Consider the following 22,813-nt stretch of genomic DNA (forward strand, 5'->3'; position numbering starts at 1 on the left):
AAATGGGGTTGTACATGAATAAGTTTTTCTTAAGTATTCTTATTTTTTTTATTCAAGGATTTGTTTTCGGGATTGATTTAGAAGATATTGATTTTTATCGTGGTCTTGATAGGGAAGAATTAGTATTTGTGATTCATCTATTTGAGAGGGAAAAATATCTGAGTCAAAATAGTAACCTTTTAACATACATTGACTTGGCTAGGGAAGCTTTAGCCGAGAGAAATATTCGGGTGTTGCAAGGTGATATAGCGGGAGGTATACAATCCTTAAGAAGACCGGATGCTTACAGTAGCGCGAGACTTGTTCTGAGTGCCTCAAGGGCTTTAAATATTTTAGTTTATTGTGATGGCAAGGATAGATTTTTGAAAACCCTAGATGGGCGAAATGTGGGGGTTCAAAATGGTAATTTTGTAATTCTAGATTCCTTTCATAGCAAGAGCTACGGCGATGCACCAAGCGAATACACTACTATTGAAATTTATGAGAAAAGTATTTTAAATCCTAATTTTAATAAATTTGTGTTAGATAAAACTGGTTCTTTTGTTTACATCAGTGAGTTAGATAAAAAGGTGTATCTTGATGATATTTCGAGTTTATCTAGGATGGAACTTTTGTTTTTGTTTTATGAACTGTTCCCTATTTCAAAATTAAAGAGTTTGAAGGATTGGTATGATTTTGGATTTTCATCTATCCATAAGGAGATTAAAAAAGCTTATAATGTAGAAATAAATTCAAGGAGAATTAAATGAAGTATCGAGATGTCAATAAAATGTTTAAGTTCATCGTTTTAATTTTAGTATTTCTTCTCTTTTCTTGTGCTCCTGCTAACTTAAGAACGGATAAAAATTTAGTAAGTGGTCAGCTTGAAAATGGATTTAAGTATTACGTTTATGCCAATAAAACGCCAGAGAAGGCTGTTTATATGGGGATTTTGTTTAATGTTGGTTCTTTAAATGAAGAAGAGCATGAGAGAGGTTTGGCTCATTATCTTGAGCATATGGCTTTTAAGGGAACAGAAGATTATCCGGGTGGTGAGGGTATTTTGAAGGTTCTTAAAAAGTTTGGGATGGCATTTGGAGCTGATATTAACGCATATACTGCCTTTGATAAAACTTATTATAGCCTTGATTTACCCGATGGTAATAATGAAGAAGAAGTTGATGAGGCTTTAAATGTGTTAAAGAACTGGGCATCACAGATGGAATTGGATGAAGTAGAAATAGAGAAAGAGCGTAACATCATTATTGAAGAGAAGAAGCGAGGAGAGCGTTATCCCAACAGGATTATTGAAAAAATATTTAAGTTTATTCTTGGTGGTAGCAGATATGTGGACAGATTTCCTATTGGACTTGAGGATAGAATTTTATCTTTTAATTCAGAGAATTTTAAGGAATTTTATAAGAAATGGTACAGACCGGAACTTGCTAGTGTTATTATCGTGGGAGACATTGAGCCTGATAAGATTGAGAAAAAAATAAAAGAAAAGTTTTCGTCTTTTAAAAAACCTGGGAGTGAAATAGAAAAGATTAAGATAAATTTGAGTACGGCGATGAATGAAAAATTTGCTAGCATAGAAGATTTTGAGAAACCGTTTCCTGGTATGGCTTTTATCAAGAAAGACAACTATGGCATATCGACTACACCTAGTCACGTTAAAAAAAAGGTCGAACAAGCCTTGTTGAATAGCCTTTTTGCAAACAGGTTTACCGAGTTGAAGACTTCTGGAATTAATTATTTTATGTCTTTTGATAAGCATTTCTCTCCATTAAGGTCAGATGATAAGTATATTTTAATTGATCAAATTTCTGTTGATTTAAATCCAGAGTATTTAAAAGAAGGTATTGAAGAGTTTTTTTATCAGTTTGAGAGAATAAAGAAATTTGGATTTACGCAAGGGGAAGTGGATAAGGTGAAATCTCAACTTATAAGTTCTTACAGGCTTAGTAAGGATAACATAGAGAAGAGAAATTCATCTAATATTGTGAATGCTTTAGTAGAAGTTGCATCAGAAGGTACTGATCTGCTTGATATGCATGAGTATTATGATGTTGCTATTGATCATCTAGATAAAATTAGTCTAGCTACAATAACTGGTCTTGCTAAGAATGAAGCGTCTGTAAGTGATAGTGCTATCATTTATTCTTATTCCAAGAAATCTCATCTTGGTTTGACTCTTGAAGAGATCCAGGAGATTCAGAAGCTTGCATTAAGAAGAGAGAGTGTTCCTTATGAAGATGTATCAATTCAGGGAAAATTTTTGAAGGAAGACTTGGAAAATAGAGATATTATTGATGAGAAGGAATTTTTTGGAGGAGTTTCGTCCTTTACCCTTGAAAATGGGGTTGAGGTTTACTTTAAACATAATGAGCATAAGAAGAATGTAGTTGCCCTTCAAGCAAGTTCTTGGGGTGGTTTGTTAAATGAAAATCCTGATCTTATACCCATTTTGAATTTGGCACCAAGTTTAGTTGCAGATTCAGGGTATGGGAATTATTCTCAACTTCAAGTTGAAAAGTATTTAGCAGACAAGGTTGTAAGTTTAAGTCCAGAAATTAATTTTCAAAAGACAAGCATTAGTGGTAGTTCTGAGGTTAAAAACCTCGAAACCCTTTTTGAGCTCATATATTTTACATTTCAAGAACCAAAGATAGATGATATTGTTTTGCAAAATACTATTAACGATATAAAAGCTGTTATTAAAAGTAATGAGAATAATTCTAAGTATCTGTTTGGGCGAGCCGTTAAAGGGTTTTATAGTAACGATGATTATCGCTACCGAGATATTAAGGAATCTGATTTAAAGAATATGACAAAAGAGATCCTTTTGAATTTTTATAAAAAGAGGTTTACTTATGCAAATAACTTCAAATTTGTTTTTGTGGGAGATGTAGGTTTAGACACAATTAAGAATCTTTCAAGGAAGTACTTAGGCAATTTGAACTCCAAAAAAATGGATGAGTTTAAAGATTTAGACTACTCTTACAAGAAGGATTCAGACAGAATAGTTGTAAAAAAAGGTGAGGATTCAAGTAGTATCGTGTATGTTTTCTACCCCTTTGAGTTTAACTATACACCTGGGGATGTTTTAAACTACGAGGCTTTAACTTTGCTTCTAACAGATGGTCTTGTTAAGAATATCAGAAGGGATATGTCTAGTGTTTATTCAATAAACGCATATTTTGACTATTCTATTAGAAAATATAAGCATTCAGATGGTTTTGTGGTTGTAAATTTTACAGTTGAGCCTAAAGTACTTGATAATGTTTTGCAATCTGTTAATGAGTATATGTTAGAAAGACGAAAGACAGATTATACAGAAGAAGACTTTGATTATGTTAAAAAAAATATCATTAAAGAAGAGGAAATTAAGCTTCAATCTAATTGGTATTGGTGTTCGTCAATACTGGACTCAGTTCTCTGGACAGAGACTTTCGAAGATACTATGAGCACCACATTTATTGAGAATAATTTGAATAAAGATACCATAAATTCATTGCTGAAGAAAATGAATTTATATCAGAAAACAGAAATTGTTTTGGTCCCAGAAAAAGAATAATCAATTCGAATTTTGATTAAAAGGGATGCTGTTATCTTTTGTTATCGCGTCTTTGAAAAGGATTAGTAGCTCTCCAGCTATTAATCCTTTTTCGTTCCATAGTAGCTCTTCTAATTTTGATGTCCATTTTTCATAATTTTTGACATCAGATTTGTGAAAATATTTTGTATTAACTAAAAACTCTGTAGCGTCTTCTTTTGGAATTTGGAGAGTGTAGGCGTAAAATTCGTTTATTACTAGGCTATTAGACTTAATGTCATAATCCTTACTGTCTAAAAATTTGATCCAAGCTCTTTTGTCCTTTTGAGGAACATTTTGGTACCATAAATCAGAGATTGCTTTACTAAAATTAGTATCTGTAAAGAAATACATGTGTAGAATTTCATGCATGCATATTATCATTTGAGCTGTTCTTGATATAGTTTCATCTTCTGAGTAAGTTGCAAATGCAATATTTTTTGATTTGTCTCTGACTTTTAGTTCATGGTCTTCAATGTATGCTAATCTGTTAATTATGATGATGTTTCTTAATATGATCTCCTCTTTGTTCAATTTGATGTTTAATTTTTTAGCCATGTTGAAAAATGTAATTATATCCTCAATTCTGTAATTATGCCCTGCCCATCCTTTTTTGTTTTCCAGTTCTTCGTTTGATAATACTCTTCCTCTAAAATTTTTCTTCTCTGTAAAAAACGCTAATCTTTTAAGCATTAAAGATTGATCTTTTAAGTGTTTGAATTTTAATATGTATATTTTGGGTTCTGCCATAAGGTGAAAGATTTCAAAAGAATTTCTTCTATAATTTTCTTTTTTGTAGTTAAAAATGAATTTTAAATCAGAATTTATTGGTTTATTAATATCATAGTAGTCATTCGTGTTGATATACCCAATTTCACTTATTTGAATCATTTTATTGTTTCTACTCAACTTTATTTTATCTTTCTCATTTTCTAGTGATGTGTATTTTATTAAATTAGACAATGCTATTTTTTGAGATTCTTTCTCAGAATATAAATCTGAAATTATGGGATTTAATATTTTTTCTTGGGCTTTAAATCCTAGGACGGGAAAAGTATTTTTATCAAGATCAAACTCAATAGAATATTCATTTTTACTAATCGATATTTTTAGATTTTGACGATTTGGTTCTTCTGTTTCCGTATTCGAGCTTCTTATTTCAATATTATTCAAGACAATGGATGAAACATTGTCTAATTTGACGTTTACCGTCAAATGTCCGTCTGGATTAACCACTTTTGGGATATTGTATAAATAAACAGCATCCTTAGTAACAACTTCTATGCTCGCGTTTTCGTTGATCCTGAGACCTAGCAAAGGGGTGCTTAACTCCCTATCATCGCACTGTAAGACGATCCGATGATCCTCCCCTGTTCGTTCTACACCACTCGCACTCATCACACAAAAACTAGCTAATGAAAACAATATTGTTAAGAATTTTTTCATTACCACACAAAAAAGAGAGAAGCCAACAGACCTCCCTCTCTAAAACATCCTCTAGGGGAGTCGAACCCCTCTTGCCAGGATGAAAACCTGGAGTCCTAACCGATAGACGAAGAGGACAAAGTGAGCTCAGTAGGACTCGAACCTACGACAAACGCCTTAAAAGGGCGCTGCTCTACCACCTGAGCTATGAGCCCCGGTAACAAACCAAATCCACCAAAGCAAATGATACCATTCACCCGGAGAATACGTCAACACACGTACCCAAACAAACCTGAGTCTTTTGAGCTGCACAGGACTCGAACCTGTAACCGGCGGATTAAGAGTCCGACGCTCTACCACTTGAGCTAGCAGCCCTTTATTGTCAAACTAGTAAATAGGATAAGTCTTTACAAGTGCAATGTCAAGAATTATTGTTACTTTTTTCAATATCTTCTAGTAACTTTTTTGCTTCCAGATGACTGGGGTTTAAGTCTAGTAATGTTGTCAGAGTTTTTTTTGCTAAAATTTTGTTTTTTGAACTCACTCTTGCTTTTGCAAGTTTTAACAGCAAATTTTGATTATTTGGCAAGAATCTTAGAGCGTTCTCATATGCAAAATCGGATTCATTATACCTTTCAAGTTTGTAGAAAGAATCTGCCATCAGAGTGTATACCTTCGCTATTCTTGCTCCATTTGGATCAAGGCCAATGTATTCTTGAAAATATTTGAGTGCATTTTTGTACTGCTTTTGAAAAAAATAAGACTCCCCCAACGCTTGAATTATTCTTGAATCATATCTCTTTATTGTAAGTCCCTGCATAGATTCCAGTTCGGCTCTCTTATATTTACCTGTCCCTATCAGACTCCATATAAGTATCACCCTTGCATCCAGATTGGTTGGATTCCGACTTAATTCTTCTTGAGTATTTACAATAGCCTCTTGAAACCGGCCTTCTCTGTACAATAAAAGCGAATCCTCTCTCTCTTGTGCAATCAAAAACCCTGAATATGAAAAGATAAATAAGATTATTTTCAGAGGAAATATTTTACTCATCATTCGTCCCCCATTACACAATTTCCTTTAAATATCGCGCCCGAATCTATGAAAAGTTCTTTCGTTTTAATATTGCCAATTAATTTTCCAGTTTTGTAAATTTTTATCACATCTGAGGCTTCAACATTGCCTTTCATTGTTCCATGAGTTAAGAAATTGTTGCACTTAATTTCCGCCTCCACATTAGCTTTTTCTCTTAAATATACTGAACTTGTAGATTTTATCAAACCCTTAAGTAAACCTTCAATTATTATTGGCTTATTGCTTTCTATATAACCCTCAAATTCGAAATTACCTTTTATGACGTTCTGAGTATTAGTTTCTTCAAATTCTAGACTGTCTACGCTCATCCTATCTCCCAAAAATGAATGCATATCGCATCCATTTTTGCTTTAATGTTAACTTACGCCACATTTTGATCTCAGTCTCTTCTCTGTCCTAAAAATCTTAGCAAGTACAGGAATAAGTTTATGAAATCTAGATAGAGCTTCAAGGAAGCTACAACTACCATTCTATTTTTAAGTTCGGTTCCATCCTCCAGCATTCTGTTCATCTTAGAGATATTTTGAACATCATAAGCCGTTAAGCCTGTGAACAACACTACTCCTATTATTGAAATTAGAAAATTAAGCCCCGAGCTCCTGAAGAAAATATTGAAAATAGAAGCGATAATAATACCCCACAACCCCATGATAAAGTAACTTCCCATTTTCGTAAGGTCTGTACTAGTTGTGTATCCGTAAAAGGACATTGCAAGGAATGTTAAAGAAGTAATTCCGAAGGTATAAAAAACAGAACCCTGTGTGTATATTAAGAAGACAGAGGATAGTGTTACACCCGTTAACGCTGAGTACCCTAAAAAAAGAGCTGTTGCTGTGCTACTTGATATTTTCTCAATTGCACCGCTTATTGCGTAAACAAGGCCGAACTGGACAAGTATTATTGCCATAAATGACATTGGATTTGAGAAGATTATGGACCTCATGACTACATTCTCGGATGTTGTGTAGGCAAATACTGCAGATATTAAAAGGCCAATTGCCATTAGTCCAAAAACTTGAGCCAAGAATTTATTTTTTATTCTTATCTCTTGTTTATCTTGGGTTAATTCAAACATAATAGTTCCTCCTTTTATTTGTTTCCTTCATTAAATTTTTTACATAATTCATCAAATATGACGCTTGGAACTTTCCCATATCTTAAAAATTCCATCGAAAATTCAGCTTTTCCTTGTGTAGAAGATCTTAAAACTGTTGAGAATCCAAACATTTCGCTTAAAGGTACTTCAGCTTCAACTTTTGAAAAACTTCCCTCTTCAAGAGAACCTAAAATTATACCCCTCCTTTGATTCAGAAGCCCAAACATGTTACCCTGAAACTCTGTTGGTCCTTCAAGAGTCACTCTCATTATCGGTTCAAGTATAGTAGGCCTTGCCTTATTATAAGCTTCTCTGAAGGCTCCAATTGCTGCGAGCTGGAAAGCAATGTCAGATGAGTCGACAATGTGGTATTGACCATCGTTAATTGTGATCTTAATACCGACAATAGGAAAACCGATTAAGGTTCCCTTTTCCATAGCCTTCTGGAATCCCTTATCACAGGATGGAATGTATTCTGTTGGAATTACTCCACCCTTTATGAGGTTTACAAATTCGTAAGTCTGCTCCTCCGTGTCAAGTGGTTCCATAAACCCAGCCACTCTTCCAAATTGACCTGCTCCTCCTGACTGCTTCTTGTGCGTATAATTAAACTCTGACCTTCCCGTGATGGTTTCTCTGTATGCCACCTGAGGCATACCCGTATCAACCTCTGCTTTAAATTCTCTCTTCATCCTCTCAATATAGACCTCTAAGTGCAACTCCCCCATCCCCTGTATTATCGTTTCACCCGACTCAGGGTCCACATAGGTCCTAAATGTAGGATCCTCTTTTGTAAATCTTCCAAGAGCCTTAGCCATATTATCAGCTGATTTTTTATCTCTAGGTTTAACAGAAAGAGATATCACTGGATCTGGAATATACATTGATGTCATAGAGTAATTAATCGAGGGATCACAAAAAGTATCTCCCGAAGCACATTCTATTCCAAATAGAGCGACAATGTCTCCACTACACCCAAAGTCAATATCTTCAGTATTATTGGCGTGCATTCTAATTAGCCGTCCAACTTTGAACTTTCTAGAAGTTCTTGAATTAACAAGTTCTTGTCCTTTTTTTAAAATTCCTTGGTATATTCTGACATAAGTCAGTTGTCCATACTGACCATCTTCTAACTTAAATGCAAGTGCTACAGTAGGCAAGTTATCGTCTGTTTTAAGGTCAACTTCTTTTTCATTGTCGTTTATGTCAAGTGCTACATTTTTAACGTCATGAGGAGAAGGTAAAAACTTAGTTACAGCATCAAGTAAAAGTTGAACGCCCTTGTTCTTGTAAGCTGAACCCATAAATACAGGGCAGAGTTTTAAAGCCAAAGTACCAGTTCTAATAGCGTCGTATATGACCACCTCACTAACATCCTTCCCTTCCATATGAAGTTCCATGAGCTCGTCGTTAAAATCAGCCAATGCATCAAGCATTATTTCTCGTTTTTCTTTTGCCTCATCTAGTATTTCAGCAGGAATCTCCTTTTCCACGATCTCCGTTCCATCTTTTCCTTCAAAATAGTAAGCCTTCATTAATATGAGATCCACAACCCCAAGGTGCTTATCTTCAAGTCCAATAGGAAGTTGCATTAAAACAGAGTTCAAGTCAAGCTTTTCTCTGAGCTGCTCCTTCACATTATGAGGATTTGCCCCAGTTTTATCGCATTTATTTACGAATGCAAGGCGTGGCACATTATATCTTTTCAACTGTCTATCAACCGTAATTGATTGAGATTGGACACCTGCTACAGAATCAAGGACAAGTATAGCTCCATCCAAAACCCTAAGAGAACGTTCAACTTCAATAGTAAAATCAACGTGACCCGGAGTGTCAATAATGTTTATCGGATTTCCCTTCCATTCAACATGAGTTGCAGCCGATGCTATTGTAATCCCTCTTTCTCTTTCAAGTTCCATCGAATCCATTGTTGCGCCAACCCCATCCTTTCCCTTAACTTCATGAATGGCATGAATTTTGTTACAATAAAAAAGAATACGTTCCGTAAGTGTAGTTTTTCCTGAATCAATGTGAGCACTGATACCTATGTTTCGCAGCTTTTTATAGTCCATGGGATACTTTCCCTCCTAAGTTTGTATGTATAGAACACTAATTCCCTTAGCCATTCTACATGATTTTTTTCAAAAAATCTATTTCGGTTGTGTCGAGTAATCTTGATTTAAGACTTAAATTACCCAAAAGTGAAATACATTTCTGGTTGTGTGAGAGGTGGTTTCCTTGTTGGTCTGTGTTCTTCGCTTATGCTTGAAAGGTTGCCGTTGTATTGGTTGATTTGCTTTTGAGATCCCTTGACTAAGCTTTATCTAGTGTAATACAATTGCGTACAAGGAATATATCATTTAGTAAATTTTGATTTTATTGATTAAAAGGTCTCATATTTAATGAATTTACTCTTTCTTTACTTTATATTTTATACTCCTAAGAATAGCCATTTGGAGGGTATAAGTTTGAATACTTTAACAATATCTCATGAGTTGAGCAAAATAAGTCAGGTTGATTACGATTCCGCCTTGTCGGAGCTTTCTGTGTTTTTCAAAGATGGTAGGGCTTATAAATATTTTAAGATTGAACCAAGGCACTTTAGTGTAATATCTAAGCTTGTTCAAGAGAGAAAATCGGTTGGTAAATACTTAACAGAACATATTTTTAACAAGTATGATCAAGAAAAGCTTTAATAAGTGTTAGTTAGTAGAAGAGGACTCCGAGTTTTGGAGTCCTTTTTTTATTTGCTTATTTTCATTGAAGTGTTGGTTAATTCTTAAAAATTAAAGATTTTAAAAGAGTTGGTTGAATTTTGCTAGCATAATATGTATAATTAAAGCGGTTAATTTTATATTTAAATGTGTTAAAGGGGGAAGATATGAAAAGGTTTTTGATTGTCTTAAGTTTGTTTCTTGTGTGTTCAGACACCTTTCGCTAGGGTTTTTTACTTCTCAGCAGGCGTTAGTTTCCAGACAAGCCTTGAGTCGTTTTTTTTGTTCAATAGAGATACAGGTACGGTGCTGGACAATTGGTTGAGTATGCGGCTTTTCTCCATCTTGAAGGATTTTAAGAGGAGGGCTATGCCTCGCTTTAATGTTCTTGTTAATAGTGCTACTGCTGTTTACAATTCTTATCGGGGCAATTACAACGCTATTATTAGCTTGCCTGATAGGTTGAAAGCTCTGCAGATAGCAGATATTTTTGAACTGGATTTGTCTTCTTTAAAAGATGTTAGGTCTATTTTATCCAATGCCCATCAACTTAGGGATACTTTTTTAAAGTTGAGTAGATTAGATGTTGGGACTTTGATTGATAGGATAGATGGAGCTAGTGGAATTGGCATTAAAAAGTTTATAGCGCAGTTGGGAGAGACTACTAAACATGCTGTTGAATTAAAGGAAATGGTATTTGAACAATTGGGTGAGTTTGGAGTTGGTAGTTCAGATGATATTTTTGCATTGTTGGGTGGAATTTCTACTCCAGGAAATGCTTTAAACGATGCTTTAAGAAAGAAATTGTCACCTTTGTTTAGCACCGGTCTTCAGGGATATTTTCAAGTCGGGCTTCCTATTGTGGACAGTGACTTTTATTTTGGGTTTGAACTTGGATTTGGTATGAATTTTGGAAGAATGATTGTACCCAATGCCAGACTTTTAAGAGATTCTTCGTCTGATAATTTGGGGTTTGGAATAATGCCAAGACTTTTTGTTAAATATGATATCTATTATTTAGCTACTACCCTTTTTGCGGGCTTTGGTGATAAATCTTTGGTAACAGACCCTGTTTATGTTGGAAATTTGGGTAATGAAAATAAGATAACCAATCCTTTCAATGTTGTTGAGACCGGATTTAGAATAAGATTGGCGTTTCTTAATTTGGAAACATCGGTATTATTTTCTGTTAGTGATTTTAAATGTAGAGACTTAAGACTTGGACTTGGGTTTGAGATTCCAATAATTATTTAGGTTTTTGTGTTTGATTAGTATTAAATTTAGTTTATAACGTTTGTCCTAAGAGGACAGACATTGTGTTTTTATGTATAAAGTGATCTTTTTTTTACCTCTTTACTTATTGTTATCATGTAGTACTCTTTCTGGGGAGTATCAGACTATCTCAGATGAGTACTATAAACTTGCCAAATTGAATGAGGAACTTGGTAACAATCAAGCGTCTGTGTCACTTTATGAGAGATCTATTAAATTTAATTTAAATTTAAATAATGCATCTAGCTACAATTTTGTTTTGGCTTATATAAATTTAAAAAAATATGATGAAGCTGAATCTAGTCTTGAGTCTTTATTGGAGAGTGATCCTGACAATATTTTATTGATCAATTTAAAAGCTTACTTGTTTTTAAGGAAGGATAATTTGGAAGAGTCTTTAAAATTATATTTAAAAACTTTAAAGACTGCTCCTGCTAATAAGGAAGCGTTGTTTAATGTTTTCTATATCTATCATAAGAGAAACGATAAGGAAAACACAAAAAAATATATATTAAAGTATAGAGAATTAAATTATCCTGTTCCCTCTAGTGCAAGTGATATAGTTTCTTCCATCTTGGAGAATTGATTCTAAAAATGGTTTTTCTGGTATAATGGGCCAATATTTGTTGTAACGGGTTTGGTGCTAGAATTTTAGGGTTTAGTACCAGAGTTTGTTTAAGTGTTTTTGGAGGTTTATAACTAACATGAGAGTGAGGGTTTTATTTTTAAGTCTGTTTATGCTTGTTTCTGCCAATGTTTTTTCGGATACCACATTTGAACTTAATCTTGGGGTTGGAGTAGACATACCGGTTAGTGTTGTTTCAAACTTTTACAATACAGCTTTAGATTTGGGAGAGAAGCTGAAGAAGGATGTGAGTTCCGTAGAGAGAGAGGAAATAATTCGAAGGTTTTCGGATATGGTTAATGTGTCTAAGACTGGTTTAAGTTATGGGGGTCATGCTCAAATGGGAGCAAGGTTTGATGATCTTTTGTCACTTGGGTTTGAGTTCGGGTTTGATTTGAGCTTGTTTAGGGCAATAAGTCGTGAAGGACAGTTAAATGATAGCTTTTCATTTATTGGAGCGCTGGAGCCTAGATTTTATACAAGATTAGATTTTTTTATTGGTGCTGTTGCGTTATTTACTGGACCTAGATTAAATGTAGCTACTGGCATTAAAGATTCTATTTTGGATGATCTTGGTATGTTTGCTTGGGATTTAGGAGCGAGGGCTGTACTTTCTTTCTTAATGCTTGAGGTGTATTACAGTTGGAACATTAAGAACAGTGTGTTTTCTGACTTGAAGGTTGGGTTGGGACTTGAGTTTGGAGTTATGTAGAGTGCATCATAGCTAATAATTGGTTTTGGGGGCGTAGGTATGTTGGTTGGTCAAGTTCCTCGCCTAGGTGGTGTGGGCTTCTTTAAGGGTTTTCTTTTATCTTGTGTGTTTTTGATTGGTTTAGTGTAGAATAGAGTAAAGGTTTTATTTAATTTAGGAGTCTTCGAAATTGAGTTTGCTTATTAAGAAGTCGATAGGGATTGTCGCTTGTCCTGGTGGGAGGGTGTTTGCTGGTAAAATCATTGAAGAACTCAGAAAGGTGTTTTTGCGTGCTGAAAGACAGGTTGTTGAAAAAATTTCTAAAACTTCTAGCTGTTTGAAAGAAGATATTTTAAAGCTTGAGGGAATTTTGCCTCCTTTTTTGGAAGGGCTTGAATTTTCTAACATAGGGGTTGATGAGGATATGGCAATTCCTGTAAAGTTCGTCAAATTTGCCAATGGTGAATTTAAGTCGGAGATTTTAAAGACCATAAGAGATAAAGATATTTTTATTGTTCAGGATGTTTCTAACACTTTTCCAGTTGATGTAAATGGAAATGAAAAAGTAGTCATGACAATCAATGACCATATGATGAATTTAATGACCACAGTAGATGCGTGTATTCAAGCTAAAGCCAATTCTGTAAGTGTTATTGTTCCTTCTTATCCTTACTCAAGACAGGATAAAAAGCACTCAAGAGAGGGATTAACGGCAAGTCTCTTTGGGAGATTTTTAGAAGAGTTGGGAGTTAAACATATTTTAACGTTGGATATTCATTCAAAGGCCATTGAGAATGTTTTCAGAAGATCATATTTTGAAAATTTGAATGTATCTTATGAAATTTTTGAAGTTTTAGCTGAGTTGATAGACATTAAGGATTTAAATTTGGTGGTTGTTTCTCCTGATACAGGTGCTGTTAATAGAAATAAATTTTTCGCGTCTAGCCTTAAGAGGCCTTTGGCTTTGCTTTACAAGGAGAGAGATTATTCAAGGGTAGTTCATAGTGTTAGTGACTCTAACATATCTGTTACTAAACTCTTAGGAGATGTTGAAGGTAAGAACGTTTTTATGAGCGATGACATGTTGGCCACTGGTGGAACTTTCATTAAGGCTGTGAAATTACTCAAAAGCATGGGAGCTAAGAAGATCATATGCGCAATAAGCTTGCCGTTTTTTAATGGGGATGCGATTAAATATTTTGATAAAGCTTATGAAGAAGGATATTTTTACAAGATCATAGGGACAAATGCGGTTTATCATGATTCTGAACTTATAAATAAACCTTGGTATCGCGAAGCTAATGTTGCGCATATTTTTGCGGGCGCAATTTTTGCAATTCACAACAGAATCAGTTTACAAAAAATTCTAGACAGAAGCGATGATATTCAAAATTTAATTTCTAAGAGATAATTTTATGGACGTGCTAAGTATTGATATTGGTACTAGTACTTTAAAATCTGCTTTGATCAATTCTCATGATGGAGTTCTAGAAAGTTTTGACGTAAGTTATTTTGATTATTTCGTTGTTGATTTTAGAGATTTTGATTACAAAATATGGATTTTTGCTTTAAAAAGGGTTTTTTCTAATTTCAGAGGCAGGAATGTAGATTGCATTTCTATCAGTGGCATCTCTCCATGTTTAATAACTCTTGATTCAAATTTGACTCCTTTGGAGGTTCTACATTGGAATTCTTCTAAGGTATTCGGTGGTTTTAGGGGTAAGTCGGCTTTCTTGCCGTTTGTCCTGAGCACATGTGAGAGGGGAATTTATGACGAAGTGAAGTATTTCGTGTCTTGTTTTGAGTATTTTATTTATTTACTTACAGGTAATCTTATTACAAGCTATCCTAGTTCAGCTTATATGCCTTTTATCTGGAGTGATGTTGAGGTAAGAGAATACAATCTCGATAAAAATAAATTTCCTCCTTTCTTAAGAATGGGGGAGAGCGCTGGAAGAGTTACTAATAGTGCTAGTGTTGAATTTGGGATCAAGGGTGGAGTAGAGGTAATTAATGCTGGGATGGATTATTTAAGTGTTCTTGTGGGGAGTGGAGCTTTTTCCCCTGGAATTTTGTCAAATAGAACAGGGACAAGTGAAGGTTTTAATTTAGTTTCAGACGAACAGTTTGAGGGTCTTTCTTTGCAGTATCCTTATTTTTTGGATGATTTATTCGTTATTGGAAGAATAGTTCCTTCCGGGTATTTAATGCAGATGCTTAAGGATAGATTTTTTCATAGGACGAAATCTTTTGGAGAGTTTTTTGAAGAAATATCTAGGGTAGATGTGGAGGACGTCTACTTTTATAGAAGCAAGAAAGAGGTTTTTCCCGATCATATTTTAGTGGATGTACAAATAAAGGAAGATTTAAGCAAAGGTATTTTGGGGAGGGCAGATGATCCTTTACAAATAGGTGTTGCAATACTTGAATCTTCTTATTTTGCATTTTATAACAGACTCTTGCAGTTTAAATCTTTGGAAAAGAAGGTGTTGGATATTTTTTTGAGTGGATCTAATTCAGATAATTTATTTTTAAATGAGCTAAAAGCTAATATTATTGGCAGGGATTTAAAGATTTTTGAATTTAAGCATTCAGAAATTATAGGTAATGCGATTTTGGCTTTTTGTCGTTTAAAAGAGTTTGAAAGCCTAGAAAAAGCATTTAAAAAGCTTTCTAAACTTGGGAGAGTCGTACCATGCAATACCAGTGTTCATGGCATTTATGTAGAGAAATATCAAAAGTATGTTTCTAATTTTGACTTATTTGTTAATAGTTAAGATATAGGCATCTTTGAATGAATTTGATGCTGATATTTTCCTCAGATCTGATTTGGCTTCCGATATGGTTTTGTAAGGTCCAGATCTGACGCGGTAGATATCTTTCTCATTTATTGTCGCTGAATAGATTTTTGCATTTACTCTGTATTTCATTAGTTCCTGAATATTATTATCAGCGGCAATTGGGTCCGACAGTGATGCAAATTGTATGTAGTACTCTTTATTAGGGTCGTATTTATTTTCAGATTTGTTGTGAGCTTGCCTTTTTGTCTTTGCAATAGTTTTTGGGTTTTGGGGTGGATCCTTCGTGTGTTTTTTGGGTATGTCTTGCTGTCTTATGACCCGTAGTTCTTTTCCACTACTGATACTGCTATTTAAACTTTTATCTTTTTTAAGATCTTTTGTAAGATCAATTATAATTTCATTTGCATTGTCAGTTATTTTTAATGTTTCCTCAGTATTTTCATTTTCCGTAGCTTTTTTTTCTTCTGTCTCTTGTAAAACAATATTTTTGCTTGCGATGTCAGAGGCTAGATTTTTGTTTGGAAAGAAAACAATTATTCCAAGGAATATTATTGTACAAACGGCTATAATCGAAGTAAGTGCTACCAAAAAGCCTTTGTTGTTACTCTCATGTAAATCTTTCATTCACTACCTCTTTCATTTTTGTATCAATTTCTTTTTTCAAACAATCATAACTCCCATTGTTAATTATATTTATTATTTTTAGATTTAGAATATTTTTATTGAAAAAAATACATTTTTGCCACTTAAGGATGTTTGTAATCAATTTATCATCTAAGTTTCGATTTAACTTTAGTCTTGCTTTTATCACAGCATTGCTTGCTTTTATTACAAATATATATCTACAGAATTGCTCAAGATTTAATTTAAAAAGCAATGCAGCGTTTATTATTACTTTATCAAATGGACCCTTCAATACTTTGCCTTCTATTTCTTTTTGTATAAGGGGATGTGTTATCGATTCTAACTTATCCAGTTTTGCTTTGTCACTGAAAACAATTTCCCTAAGTTTTAATCTTTCTATTTCATTCTCATTATTCAATATTTTTTTACCAAAGACTTCTACTATTCGATCTTTCCTCTTGTATAGTGCTGTGTGTCCAATTTTATCCACATCTATTTCGTAATACCCATATCCACTTGTAATTATTTTTGAAACAGTATCTTTCCCAGTTGCTATTCTGCCGGTTATGCCAATTATGGATGCATTTCTCCCCATGATTTTCCGGTTTCAATATTTGAGTTTAAAGGAAGCCTTAAGGGATAAGCATTTTCCATCATTTCTTTGATTATTTTCGTTGCTTCTTCACATTCTTGTTCAGGAGATTCAACCAGCATCTCATCGTGAACTTGTAAAAGTATCTTTGACTTCAACTTTCTAAGCTTAAATTCATCATAAACTTTAATCATTGCAATTTTCATTATGTCGGCTGCGCTTCCCTGAATTGTACTGTTTATGGCTATTCGCTCGGCACTTGATCTTTCCGTGTAATTCTGGCTATTAATTTCTTTAATATACCTTCTTCTCTTTAAAAGAGTTTCACTATATCCATTTTTTCTTACAAAATTTATCTGGTTCGTCATAAAAGTTTCTATTTTGGAGTAAAGATTAAAATAAGAATCAATAAATTTCTTAGCCTCTTCTCGTGAAATTGATAAATCTTTTGCAAGTCTAAAATCTGACATTCTATAAATTATTCCAAAATTAATTGATTTTGCCATCCTTCTCATTGGGGGAGTTACCTTGTCTTTCTCTACTTTAAAAAGTTTTGATGCTGTTTCTGTGTGGATGTCTTTCTTGCTTTTGAAAGCTTCGATTAAATTTTCATCTTCGGAAAGATGTGCTAGTATTGCAAGTTCAATTTGTGAGTAGTCACCAGAGATAAAAATATTTCCTTTATCCGGCTTGAATGCCTTCCTTATTTTACGCCCTCTCTCATCCTTAATCGGAATGTTTTGTAAGTTAGGTGATGTGCTTGAAATTCTTCCCGTTGCCGTTCTTATTTGTAAAAAATTGGTGTGTATTTTATTTGTTTTTTTATTAATAAAATCTATTAAAATATCTGTGTATGTACTTTTTAACTTTACAAGCTGTCTGTGTTGTATGATCTTTTCTATAACAGCATGTTGAGATTTTACTGCTTCTAGTAATCTAATTTCTGTTGAGTCTTGCTTAGCATCTTCGGGTATACTTAGATTCAATTTTTCAAATAAGACTTCATGTAGCTGCTTTGTTGAATTTAAGTTAAATTCGATACCTATGCTTTCAATTATTTCGTTCTCAATTAATTTTAATTCTTTATCAAGTTCACAGCTGTACTGTCTTAAATAATCTCTGTCAACATAGATGCCATTTTCTTCCATATCTGTAATAACTACACTAAATGGCATTTCTACCTCCATCATCAAGCTTTCAAGATTATCCTCTTTAAGCTTCTTTTTAAAGATGTTAAACAACCTAAAAGTGATATCGGCATCCTCGGCAGAGTAATTGGACACTATTTCAAGCGGCACACTCCTTAAGGTGCTATTTTTTTCAACTATTTCTTCGTATGTGATGTTCTTATGCATTAAATACTTTTCTGCTAAAAAATCCAGAGACACTCTTGTGTTTGAGTCAATAACATAAGCTGCTATCATTGTATCGAAGTGGGGAGGAATAGGGTTAAACCCATTATATTTAAGTATTTTATAGTCGAATTTATAATTTTGGCCAATTAGCATGGGCTCCGTTTTAAAAAACTCATTAAATTTTTGTACTATATACTCTTTTTCAATAAATTTTTTTTCTTTATTGTCTATTGGAATGTAATAACCTTCAAATTCTTTGAATGCAACAGATATTCCAATTATTTTGGCTTCATAAGCATTAAAAGAGGTTGCTTCTGTGTCTATTGCCACATACCGTTCTGTTTTTAGTTTTTCCATTAATGAGTCAAGTTGTTCTTTAGTCAGTATTGTCTCATATTTGGTATTTTCTTCTTGTATTGTCCTTAAATTACTTGAATATGGCATTATTGTATTTAAAATATCTCTGTCTGCTTGATTGATAATTGGTATATTTTTTTCAAAGATTGACTTTTGTGTTTGGTTTATGGATGTCTTCTTTAAGATATCTTTCTTGTAAGATTTAATCAATTTTATGGCAGAGTGCTCTTCAAACAGTTCAATAACATCCTCTTTAAAATTTCCTAGTTTAAATTTTTCAAGATCAGGCAACTCTAGATCTTCCACAAGACTGACAAGTTCATAGCTTAAGAAAGCATTTTCTTTCTCTCTTGTCAAAATTTCCCTGTATCTTTTGTTAATAGAATCTATATTTTCGTATATCTCATTTAGTGTTTTAAATTCACTCAGTAGCTTAGCAGCTCCCTTTTCTCCAATTCCTTTAACGCCCGGTATGTTGTCTGATCTGTCTCCAACAATGGATAAATAATCTTTTATTTGAGAACTATCTACTGCAAATTTTTTTCTCACATAAGCACTATCCATTTCTACAAAGTTGCCATTTTCGAGTTTAAGTATTTTAGTCTCATCTGACATCATTTGTAGTAAATCTTTGTCTGGAGATATGATATAAGTTAAATAATTACTCAATTTTGCTTTTCTTGCAAAACTGGCAATAAGATCATCAGCCTCATATCCCTGCATCTCAAAAATTGGAATATTTGCCTTTATTAGTCCTTCTTTTATCCAGTAGATTTGGGGTATTAAATCATCAGGAGGGACGTCTCTTGTTGATTTGTATTCTGGATATTTTTCTTTTCTAAAAGTTTGCGTCTCCGAATCAAAAGTTACAACTAAGCTTTCTGGATTTTTTTCTTTAATGATGAAGAAAAGAGTTTTAAAAAATCCAAAAAATGCATTGACGTTTTCTCCCCTTCTGTTAAGCAAAGGATTCCCTTTCATTACATGATAATTTCTAAATATTATATTTAAAGCATCAATGAGATAGATTGTCTTCATATCTTAACATCTACTAAAACTGGATTATTGTCTCTAAAGGGATATTTAGAGAAGATTGTCTTTGGTATTGTTGATTTTTGTTCATAAAGTTCCCTCATAGTTTTGTATGAATTTTGATACATCACGCACATTTCTTCTTTAAGAAAATTGACCTCTTCGATTAATGTTTCAATTTCTTTTTTTGTCCTGTCCTGTCCCTCTAGCCATGAACTTATAGTGATATAATAGCCGCTGATGGAAGCCAAGATTAAATCTTTTCTAGGGTTTGTGAAGTCTAATATACTAATTACTCCTCTGTCGATACTCTCATTTTCAAACTCCAAAATGGCTTTTAACTTTTTAAACTCAATTACTAAGCCTTGCAAATACCTTTCTAACATTTGGTCAACTTACAATATTGATTCCTAATTTCTTGTTGTTAGAACTGTGATCCTTATTAAGAATTTCCCGCCAGGCCATATGCAGATTTTTAAGATGCTTTATTACGCCTTGAATGTTGTCTCTTTTTTTTTCTAATATGACCCTTTCAAGTTCTTTGTTTAAAAAAGAGTATATTGAAAACAACTGCTTAGAAAAGGCTCCACCATCTTCAAAATTCAGTGTAGACATCAACTCAATGATTATGTCTTGTGCATGGTATATCCTCTCATCAGCTTTTACCGCATCCTTTAAGTCTTCTTTTTGATAAAGTTCTTCAGCAATTTCTAAATCCTGTATAGCTCTCTCATAAAGCATTACTAGTAACAAGAGAGGACTTGATGTATTAATCTGTGTTTTCTTATATATATCTTCCTTTGACGTCAAGAATTTTCTCCTAATCCAACATTTTTATTTGCTCTGTTATTTGATCTTCGCTGAAGGGTTTTGTAATATAACCCTTAGCACCAAGCTCCAAAGCTTTCTTAATGAGTTCTTGCTTTCCAAGTGCTGTCACCATTAATACATTAATTTTCTTTGAAAATCTATTATTAATTTCATTCATCCTTTCAAGAGCTGTAATGCCGTCCATTCCCATCATTGTTATATCAAGAGTTATCAGATCAATCTCTTCTCGCTGTTCAAATTCTCTAACCGCTTCAAGCCCGTCCTCTGCTTCAAAAAATTCGCTAAAACCTAATTTTTTCAATATCTTGATTAGATTTTTCCTCATAAAAATAGAGTCATCAACAACTAAGGCCTTTCTGTTTCCTTCCAAATTCCACTCCTCGTTTAATTTTAGCATAACAAGACATCAAAAGTAATTTCTAATACCAATTAAAGATATAATTCATAATTACCGGTTTTGTTCTTTTTTAGTTACTTTCTCTAAATTTTAAAGTCAATTTATTTATTTCTCAAGCATATAGCTTCAAAATGTATTTTAATTATTGAGTCAACCTTTTGATATTGATTTGATCTTAAACTTTTAAATTTGTTATTTTTGTGTTTGAGATAGAGTTGCTTACACTTTTATCCCATCTTTTAGAGATAAAGTACATTGTTGCATTATTTTGTTAAAATGTACCTTGAATTTTTAGTAACTTTGATGCTGAATTTATGAATAAAAAGATAGAGAATGAGATTTTATATTTAAAAAATTTAGTCAAGAAATGGAATAAGGAATATTATGTCGACTCTTCTCCGAGTGTGGATGACTTACATTATGATAAATATCTTTTGCGTCTTCGAGATTTAGAGAATAGGCACCCTGAATATAAAACATTAGATACGCCTACTCTTAAATTTGGGAGTGACCTCTTAAATGAGTTTAAAGAGATTGAACACTCTTTTCCTGTATTAAGTCTTGATAAGGCCTATGATGAGAGGGAATTATTTTTGTGGATTAAGAAGGTGATATTAACTGATTATAGCTCCAGCTTGGAAGTTTTTCATGGTATCTCAGTTGAGCCAAAAATTGATGGGTGTTCAATTGTTCTTTATTATGAAGATGGAATACTTAAGAGAGCACTGACTAGAGGAGATGGACGTGTTGGGAATGATGTTACTGAGAATGTTAGGACAATCAAAAATGTTCCTTTATGTATTGATAAAAATGTTAACCTAGTGTTAAGAGGTGAGATTTACATCAATAAGGAAAATTTTTTTAAAATAAATCAAACATTGGAAAACTCTTATATCAACGCCAGAAATTTAGCCTCAGGTATACTTAGAAGAATAAATAGCAGGGAGGTTGCTAATTTCCCTTTAGATATTTTTGTTTATGATGTTTTGGATTCTAGCTTAGGCTTTAATACGAATCATGACGCTTTGGATAAGCTTGAAGAGCTGGGATTTAAAGTTAATCCTTTTTTTAAGATTTTTGATGGTAAAAATTTGGAAGAAGACATTATGAGTTATATCAAAGAGATAGAGGATAGAAGGAATTCTCTCGAATATGAGATTGATGGAGTTGTTCTTAAGGTTGATAGTTTTAGTTTAAGGCAAGCTTTGGGGCATACTTCGCATCATCCAAGGTGGTCAATAGCTTATAAATTTGAATCTCTCGCAAGTCTTAGCAAAGTGATTGATATTTCCGTTCAGGTGGGTCGAAGTGGCAAAATTACCCCTGTTGCGCATATTGAGAGAGTTCTTGTTTCGGGCGCCTTTATTGAAAATGCAACTCTGCATAACCAAGATTATATAGATTCTATTGGTTTAAATATTGGAGATATTGTTTCAATTTCAAGGCGTGGAGATGTAATTCCTGCTGTTGAATTGGTCTTTGAAAAGCTTTCCGTTGGTAGTTTTAAAATTTCAAGTAATTGTCCTTCATGTGGTACCCCTTTAGTAAGGGATGGTTCGCACCTTTTTTGCGAAAACAAAAGTTGTCCTTCTAGGGTAGTTGAGAGGATAAAGTATTTTTGTAGTAAAAAATGTATGGATATTGTGGGACTTTCAGATAAAACAATTGAGTTTCTTTTCAAAATGGATTTTATACATTCAGAAATAGATCTTTGTACTTTTGATTTTAATAAACTTATTAACTTGAAAGGGTTTAAGCTTAGGAGAATAGATAAATTTAAAAATTCAATCGAAAACAGTAAAAAGAAACCATTCAGCAAACTACTCCTCAGTATGAGTATTAAGGAATTTGGGGAGAATACAATAGCATTGTTAATTGCTAATAATTTGAACTCATTTGATGTAATTAGTACTCTTTGTAGAGATAAAGAGAATGCATTTGAAGAGCTTTTAAAAATTAAGGGAATAGGGGAAAGGACAGCTTTAAATATTATTGAGGCGTTTAATGACGAGAATATTTTAAGTAAATTTAACATTTTAAAGGAGTTGGGATTTAAAATGGAGGAGAACAAGGAAGAGTATCGTTCAAATGATTCTTCTTTAATTGGGCAAAAATTTTGCATTACAGGTTCTTTTGAGGAGTACCCTAGGCACATTCTTATTAATAAAATAACTGAAAAAGGGGCCGTTTTTAGAAATTCAGTTACTAAGGGTTTGGACTTTTTACTTGTTGGAAAGAATCCTGGCCTGAAAATGAGAAAGGCCAGTGACCTGGGAATTAAGATTATTGGTATTTCTGATATTAAAAGTTTAATAGGTCTTGACGATTGAT

20 protein-coding genes and 2 tRNA genes are annotated in these 22,813 nt (G+C 33.3%); 9 read left to right on the top strand and 13 right to left on the bottom strand.

Features of this window, described 5'->3' with window-relative positions:
* Positions 1-14 precede the first annotated feature (14 nt).
* Both QYZ68_RS02730 and QYZ68_RS02735 read left to right on the top strand, forming a co-directional pair.
* Positions 15-749 carry a hypothetical protein gene (locus QYZ68_RS02730; protein ID WP_301384039.1) on the top strand — a complete coding sequence of 245 codons (735 nt, stop codon included), beginning with the start codon at positions 15-17 and terminating at the stop codon, positions 747-749.
* On the top strand, positions 746-3,556 hold the full coding sequence (locus tag QYZ68_RS02735) for an insulinase family protein (RefSeq protein ID WP_301384040.1): 2,811 nt from the start codon (positions 746-748) through the stop codon (positions 3,554-3,556). The genes QYZ68_RS02730 and QYZ68_RS02735 overlap by 4 nt, the downstream gene beginning before the upstream one ends.
* Here QYZ68_RS02735 and QYZ68_RS02740 read toward each other — a convergent pair whose 3' ends face one another.
* The 7 genes from QYZ68_RS02740 to fusA all read right to left on the bottom strand — a co-directional run bounded on the left by QYZ68_RS02740 (position 3,557) and on the right by fusA (position 9,263).
* Positions 3,557-4,972, bottom strand: coding sequence for a hypothetical protein (locus QYZ68_RS02740; RefSeq protein WP_301384041.1), 1,416 nt, complete (start codon positions 4,970-4,972; stop codon positions 3,557-3,559).
* 169 nt (positions 4,973-5,141) lie between these two features.
* A tRNA-Lys gene (locus QYZ68_RS02745) sits at positions 5,142-5,214 on the bottom strand.
* A gap of 87 nt (positions 5,215-5,301) precedes the next feature.
* Positions 5,302-5,374: transfer RNA gene (locus tag QYZ68_RS02750), tRNA-Lys, on the bottom strand.
* 46 nt (positions 5,375-5,420) lie between these two features.
* Complete coding sequence (locus QYZ68_RS02755) at positions 5,421-6,053, bottom strand: tetratricopeptide repeat protein (RefSeq protein ID WP_476390638.1); 633 nt, start codon at positions 6,051-6,053, stop codon at positions 5,421-5,423.
* Positions 6,053-6,403: a bactofilin family protein gene (locus QYZ68_RS02760; RefSeq protein ID WP_301384043.1), complete on the bottom strand. Its 351-nt coding sequence runs from the start codon at positions 6,401-6,403 to the stop codon at positions 6,053-6,055. Before QYZ68_RS02760 ends, QYZ68_RS02755 begins: the two co-directional genes overlap by 1 nt.
* 71 nt (positions 6,404-6,474) lie before the next feature.
* Positions 6,475-7,170: a Bax inhibitor-1/YccA family protein gene (locus QYZ68_RS02765; protein WP_301384044.1), complete on the bottom strand. Its 696-nt coding sequence runs from the start codon at positions 7,168-7,170 to the stop codon at positions 6,475-6,477.
* A 14-nt stretch (positions 7,171-7,184) separates the two neighbouring features.
* Positions 7,185-9,263: an elongation factor G gene (gene fusA, locus QYZ68_RS02770; protein ID WP_301384045.1), complete on the bottom strand. Its 2,079-nt coding sequence runs from the start codon at positions 9,261-9,263 to the stop codon at positions 7,185-7,187.
* 396 nt (positions 9,264-9,659) lie between these two features.
* On the opposite strand from fusA, the gene QYZ68_RS02775 reads away from it, so the two are divergent.
* The 6 genes from QYZ68_RS02775 (at position 9,660) to QYZ68_RS02800 (ending at position 15,270) form a co-directional block, all read left to right on the top strand.
* The gene (locus QYZ68_RS02775; protein WP_231760550.1) at positions 9,660-9,887 is read left to right on the top strand and encodes a KTSC domain-containing protein; all 228 of its coding nucleotides are present in this window, start codon (positions 9,660-9,662) and stop codon (positions 9,885-9,887) included.
* A 387-nt stretch (positions 9,888-10,274) separates the two neighbouring features.
* A complete protein-coding gene (locus QYZ68_RS02780; RefSeq protein WP_301384046.1) occupies positions 10,275-11,159 on the top strand; it encodes a hypothetical protein in 885 nt (294 codons plus the stop codon).
* 70 nt (positions 11,160-11,229) lie between these two features.
* The gene (locus QYZ68_RS02785) at positions 11,230-11,763 is read left to right on the top strand and encodes a tetratricopeptide repeat protein (RefSeq protein ID WP_301384047.1); all 534 of its coding nucleotides are present in this window, start codon (positions 11,230-11,232) and stop codon (positions 11,761-11,763) included.
* Between the two features lie 118 nt (positions 11,764-11,881).
* Positions 11,882-12,514, top strand: a complete 633-nt coding sequence (locus QYZ68_RS02790; RefSeq protein ID WP_301384048.1) for a hypothetical protein — start codon at positions 11,882-11,884, stop codon at positions 12,512-12,514.
* Positions 12,515-12,683: 169 nt separating this feature from the next.
* On the top strand, positions 12,684-13,904 hold the full coding sequence (locus QYZ68_RS02795; protein ID WP_301384049.1) for a ribose-phosphate pyrophosphokinase: 1,221 nt from the start codon (positions 12,684-12,686) through the stop codon (positions 13,902-13,904).
* Positions 13,905-13,908: 4 nt separating this feature from the next.
* Positions 13,909-15,270: a xylulokinase gene (locus tag QYZ68_RS02800; RefSeq protein WP_301384050.1), complete on the top strand. Its 1,362-nt coding sequence runs from the start codon at positions 13,909-13,911 to the stop codon at positions 15,268-15,270.
* Here the strand turns inward: QYZ68_RS02800 and QYZ68_RS02805 are convergent.
* Genes QYZ68_RS02805 through QYZ68_RS02830 form a run of 6 tightly spaced genes read right to left on the bottom strand, consistent with a single transcriptional unit; the run spans position 15,253 to position 20,455 of the window.
* A complete protein-coding gene (locus QYZ68_RS02805; protein WP_301384051.1) occupies positions 15,253-15,918 on the bottom strand; it encodes an SPOR domain-containing protein in 666 nt (221 codons plus the stop codon). The two genes, QYZ68_RS02800 and QYZ68_RS02805, sit on opposite strands and share 18 nt — an antisense overlap.
* Entirely contained in the window at positions 15,902-16,513 is a 612-nt protein-coding gene (gene coaE / locus QYZ68_RS02810) for a dephospho-CoA kinase (protein ID WP_301384052.1), read from the bottom strand. Before coaE ends, QYZ68_RS02805 begins: the two co-directional genes overlap by 17 nt.
* Positions 16,492-19,260 carry a DNA polymerase I gene (gene polA, locus QYZ68_RS02815; RefSeq protein WP_301384053.1) on the bottom strand — a complete coding sequence of 923 codons (2,769 nt, stop codon included), beginning with the start codon at positions 19,258-19,260 and terminating at the stop codon, positions 16,492-16,494. Before polA ends, coaE begins: the two co-directional genes overlap by 22 nt.
* Positions 19,257-19,640 (bottom strand): hypothetical protein, encoded by a 384-nt coding sequence (locus tag QYZ68_RS02820; RefSeq protein WP_301384054.1) that lies wholly within the window; start codon positions 19,638-19,640, stop codon positions 19,257-19,259. Before QYZ68_RS02820 ends, polA begins: the two co-directional genes overlap by 4 nt.
* A gap of 4 nt (positions 19,641-19,644) precedes the next feature.
* On the bottom strand, positions 19,645-20,064 hold the full coding sequence (gene fliS / locus QYZ68_RS02825; RefSeq protein ID WP_301384055.1) for a flagellar export chaperone FliS: 420 nt from the start codon (positions 20,062-20,064) through the stop codon (positions 19,645-19,647).
* Between the two features lie 10 nt (positions 20,065-20,074).
* Positions 20,075-20,455 carry a response regulator gene (locus tag QYZ68_RS02830; RefSeq protein ID WP_301384428.1) on the bottom strand — a complete coding sequence of 127 codons (381 nt, stop codon included), beginning with the start codon at positions 20,453-20,455 and terminating at the stop codon, positions 20,075-20,077.
* Positions 20,456-20,796: 341 nt separating this feature from the next.
* Between QYZ68_RS02830 and ligA the strand changes: the two genes are divergently transcribed.
* Positions 20,797-22,812, top strand: a complete 2,016-nt coding sequence (ligA, locus tag QYZ68_RS02835) for an NAD-dependent DNA ligase LigA (RefSeq protein WP_301384056.1) — start codon at positions 20,797-20,799, stop codon at positions 22,810-22,812.
* The last annotated feature ends 1 nt before the right edge of the window (position 22,813 follow it).

It is taken from the genome of Borrelia sp. P9F1, from assembly GCF_030436115.1.
Lineage (GTDB): Bacteria > Spirochaetota > Spirochaetia > Borreliales > Borreliaceae > Borrelia.

Coding starts and splice junctions, on each gene's coding strand:
- QYZ68_RS02730 (WP_301384039.1), top strand. CDS start 15: ATGAATAAGTTTTTCTTAAGTATTCTTATTTTTTTTATTCAAGGATTT.
- coaE (WP_301384052.1), bottom strand. CDS start 16,513: ATGGGGAGAAATGCATCCATAATTGGCATAACCGGCAGAATAGCAACT.
- QYZ68_RS02805 (WP_301384051.1), bottom strand. CDS start 15,918: ATGAAAGATTTACATGAGAGTAACAACAAAGGCTTTTTGGTAGCACTT.
- polA (WP_301384053.1), bottom strand. CDS start 19,260: ATGAAGACAATCTATCTCATTGATGCTTTAAATATAATATTTAGAAAT.
- QYZ68_RS02820 (WP_301384054.1), bottom strand. CDS start 19,640: ATGTTAGAAAGGTATTTGCAAGGCTTAGTAATTGAGTTTAAAAAGTTA.
- QYZ68_RS02780 (WP_301384046.1), top strand. CDS start 10,275: ATGCCTCGCTTTAATGTTCTTGTTAATAGTGCTACTGCTGTTTACAAT.
- QYZ68_RS02800 (WP_301384050.1), top strand. CDS start 13,909: ATGGACGTGCTAAGTATTGATATTGGTACTAGTACTTTAAAATCTGCT.
- QYZ68_RS02765 (WP_301384044.1), bottom strand. CDS start 7,170: ATGTTTGAATTAACCCAAGATAAACAAGAGATAAGAATAAAAAATAAA.
- QYZ68_RS02755 (WP_476390638.1), bottom strand. CDS start 6,053: ATGAGTAAAATATTTCCTCTGAAAATAATCTTATTTATCTTTTCATAT.
- QYZ68_RS02740 (WP_301384041.1), bottom strand. CDS start 4,972: ATGAGTGCGAGTGGTGTAGAACGAACAGGGGAGGATCATCGGATCGTC.
- ligA (WP_301384056.1), top strand. CDS start 20,797: ATGAATAAAAAGATAGAGAATGAGATTTTATATTTAAAAAATTTAGTC.
- QYZ68_RS02735 (WP_301384040.1), top strand. CDS start 746: ATGAAGTATCGAGATGTCAATAAAATGTTTAAGTTCATCGTTTTAATT.
- QYZ68_RS02760 (WP_301384043.1), bottom strand. CDS start 6,403: ATGAGCGTAGACAGTCTAGAATTTGAAGAAACTAATACTCAGAACGTC.
- QYZ68_RS02790 (WP_301384048.1), top strand. CDS start 11,882: ATGAGAGTGAGGGTTTTATTTTTAAGTCTGTTTATGCTTGTTTCTGCC.
- fusA (WP_301384045.1), bottom strand. CDS start 9,263: ATGGACTATAAAAAGCTGCGAAACATAGGTATCAGTGCTCACATTGAT.
- QYZ68_RS02785 (WP_301384047.1), top strand. CDS start 11,230: ATGTATAAAGTGATCTTTTTTTTACCTCTTTACTTATTGTTATCATGT.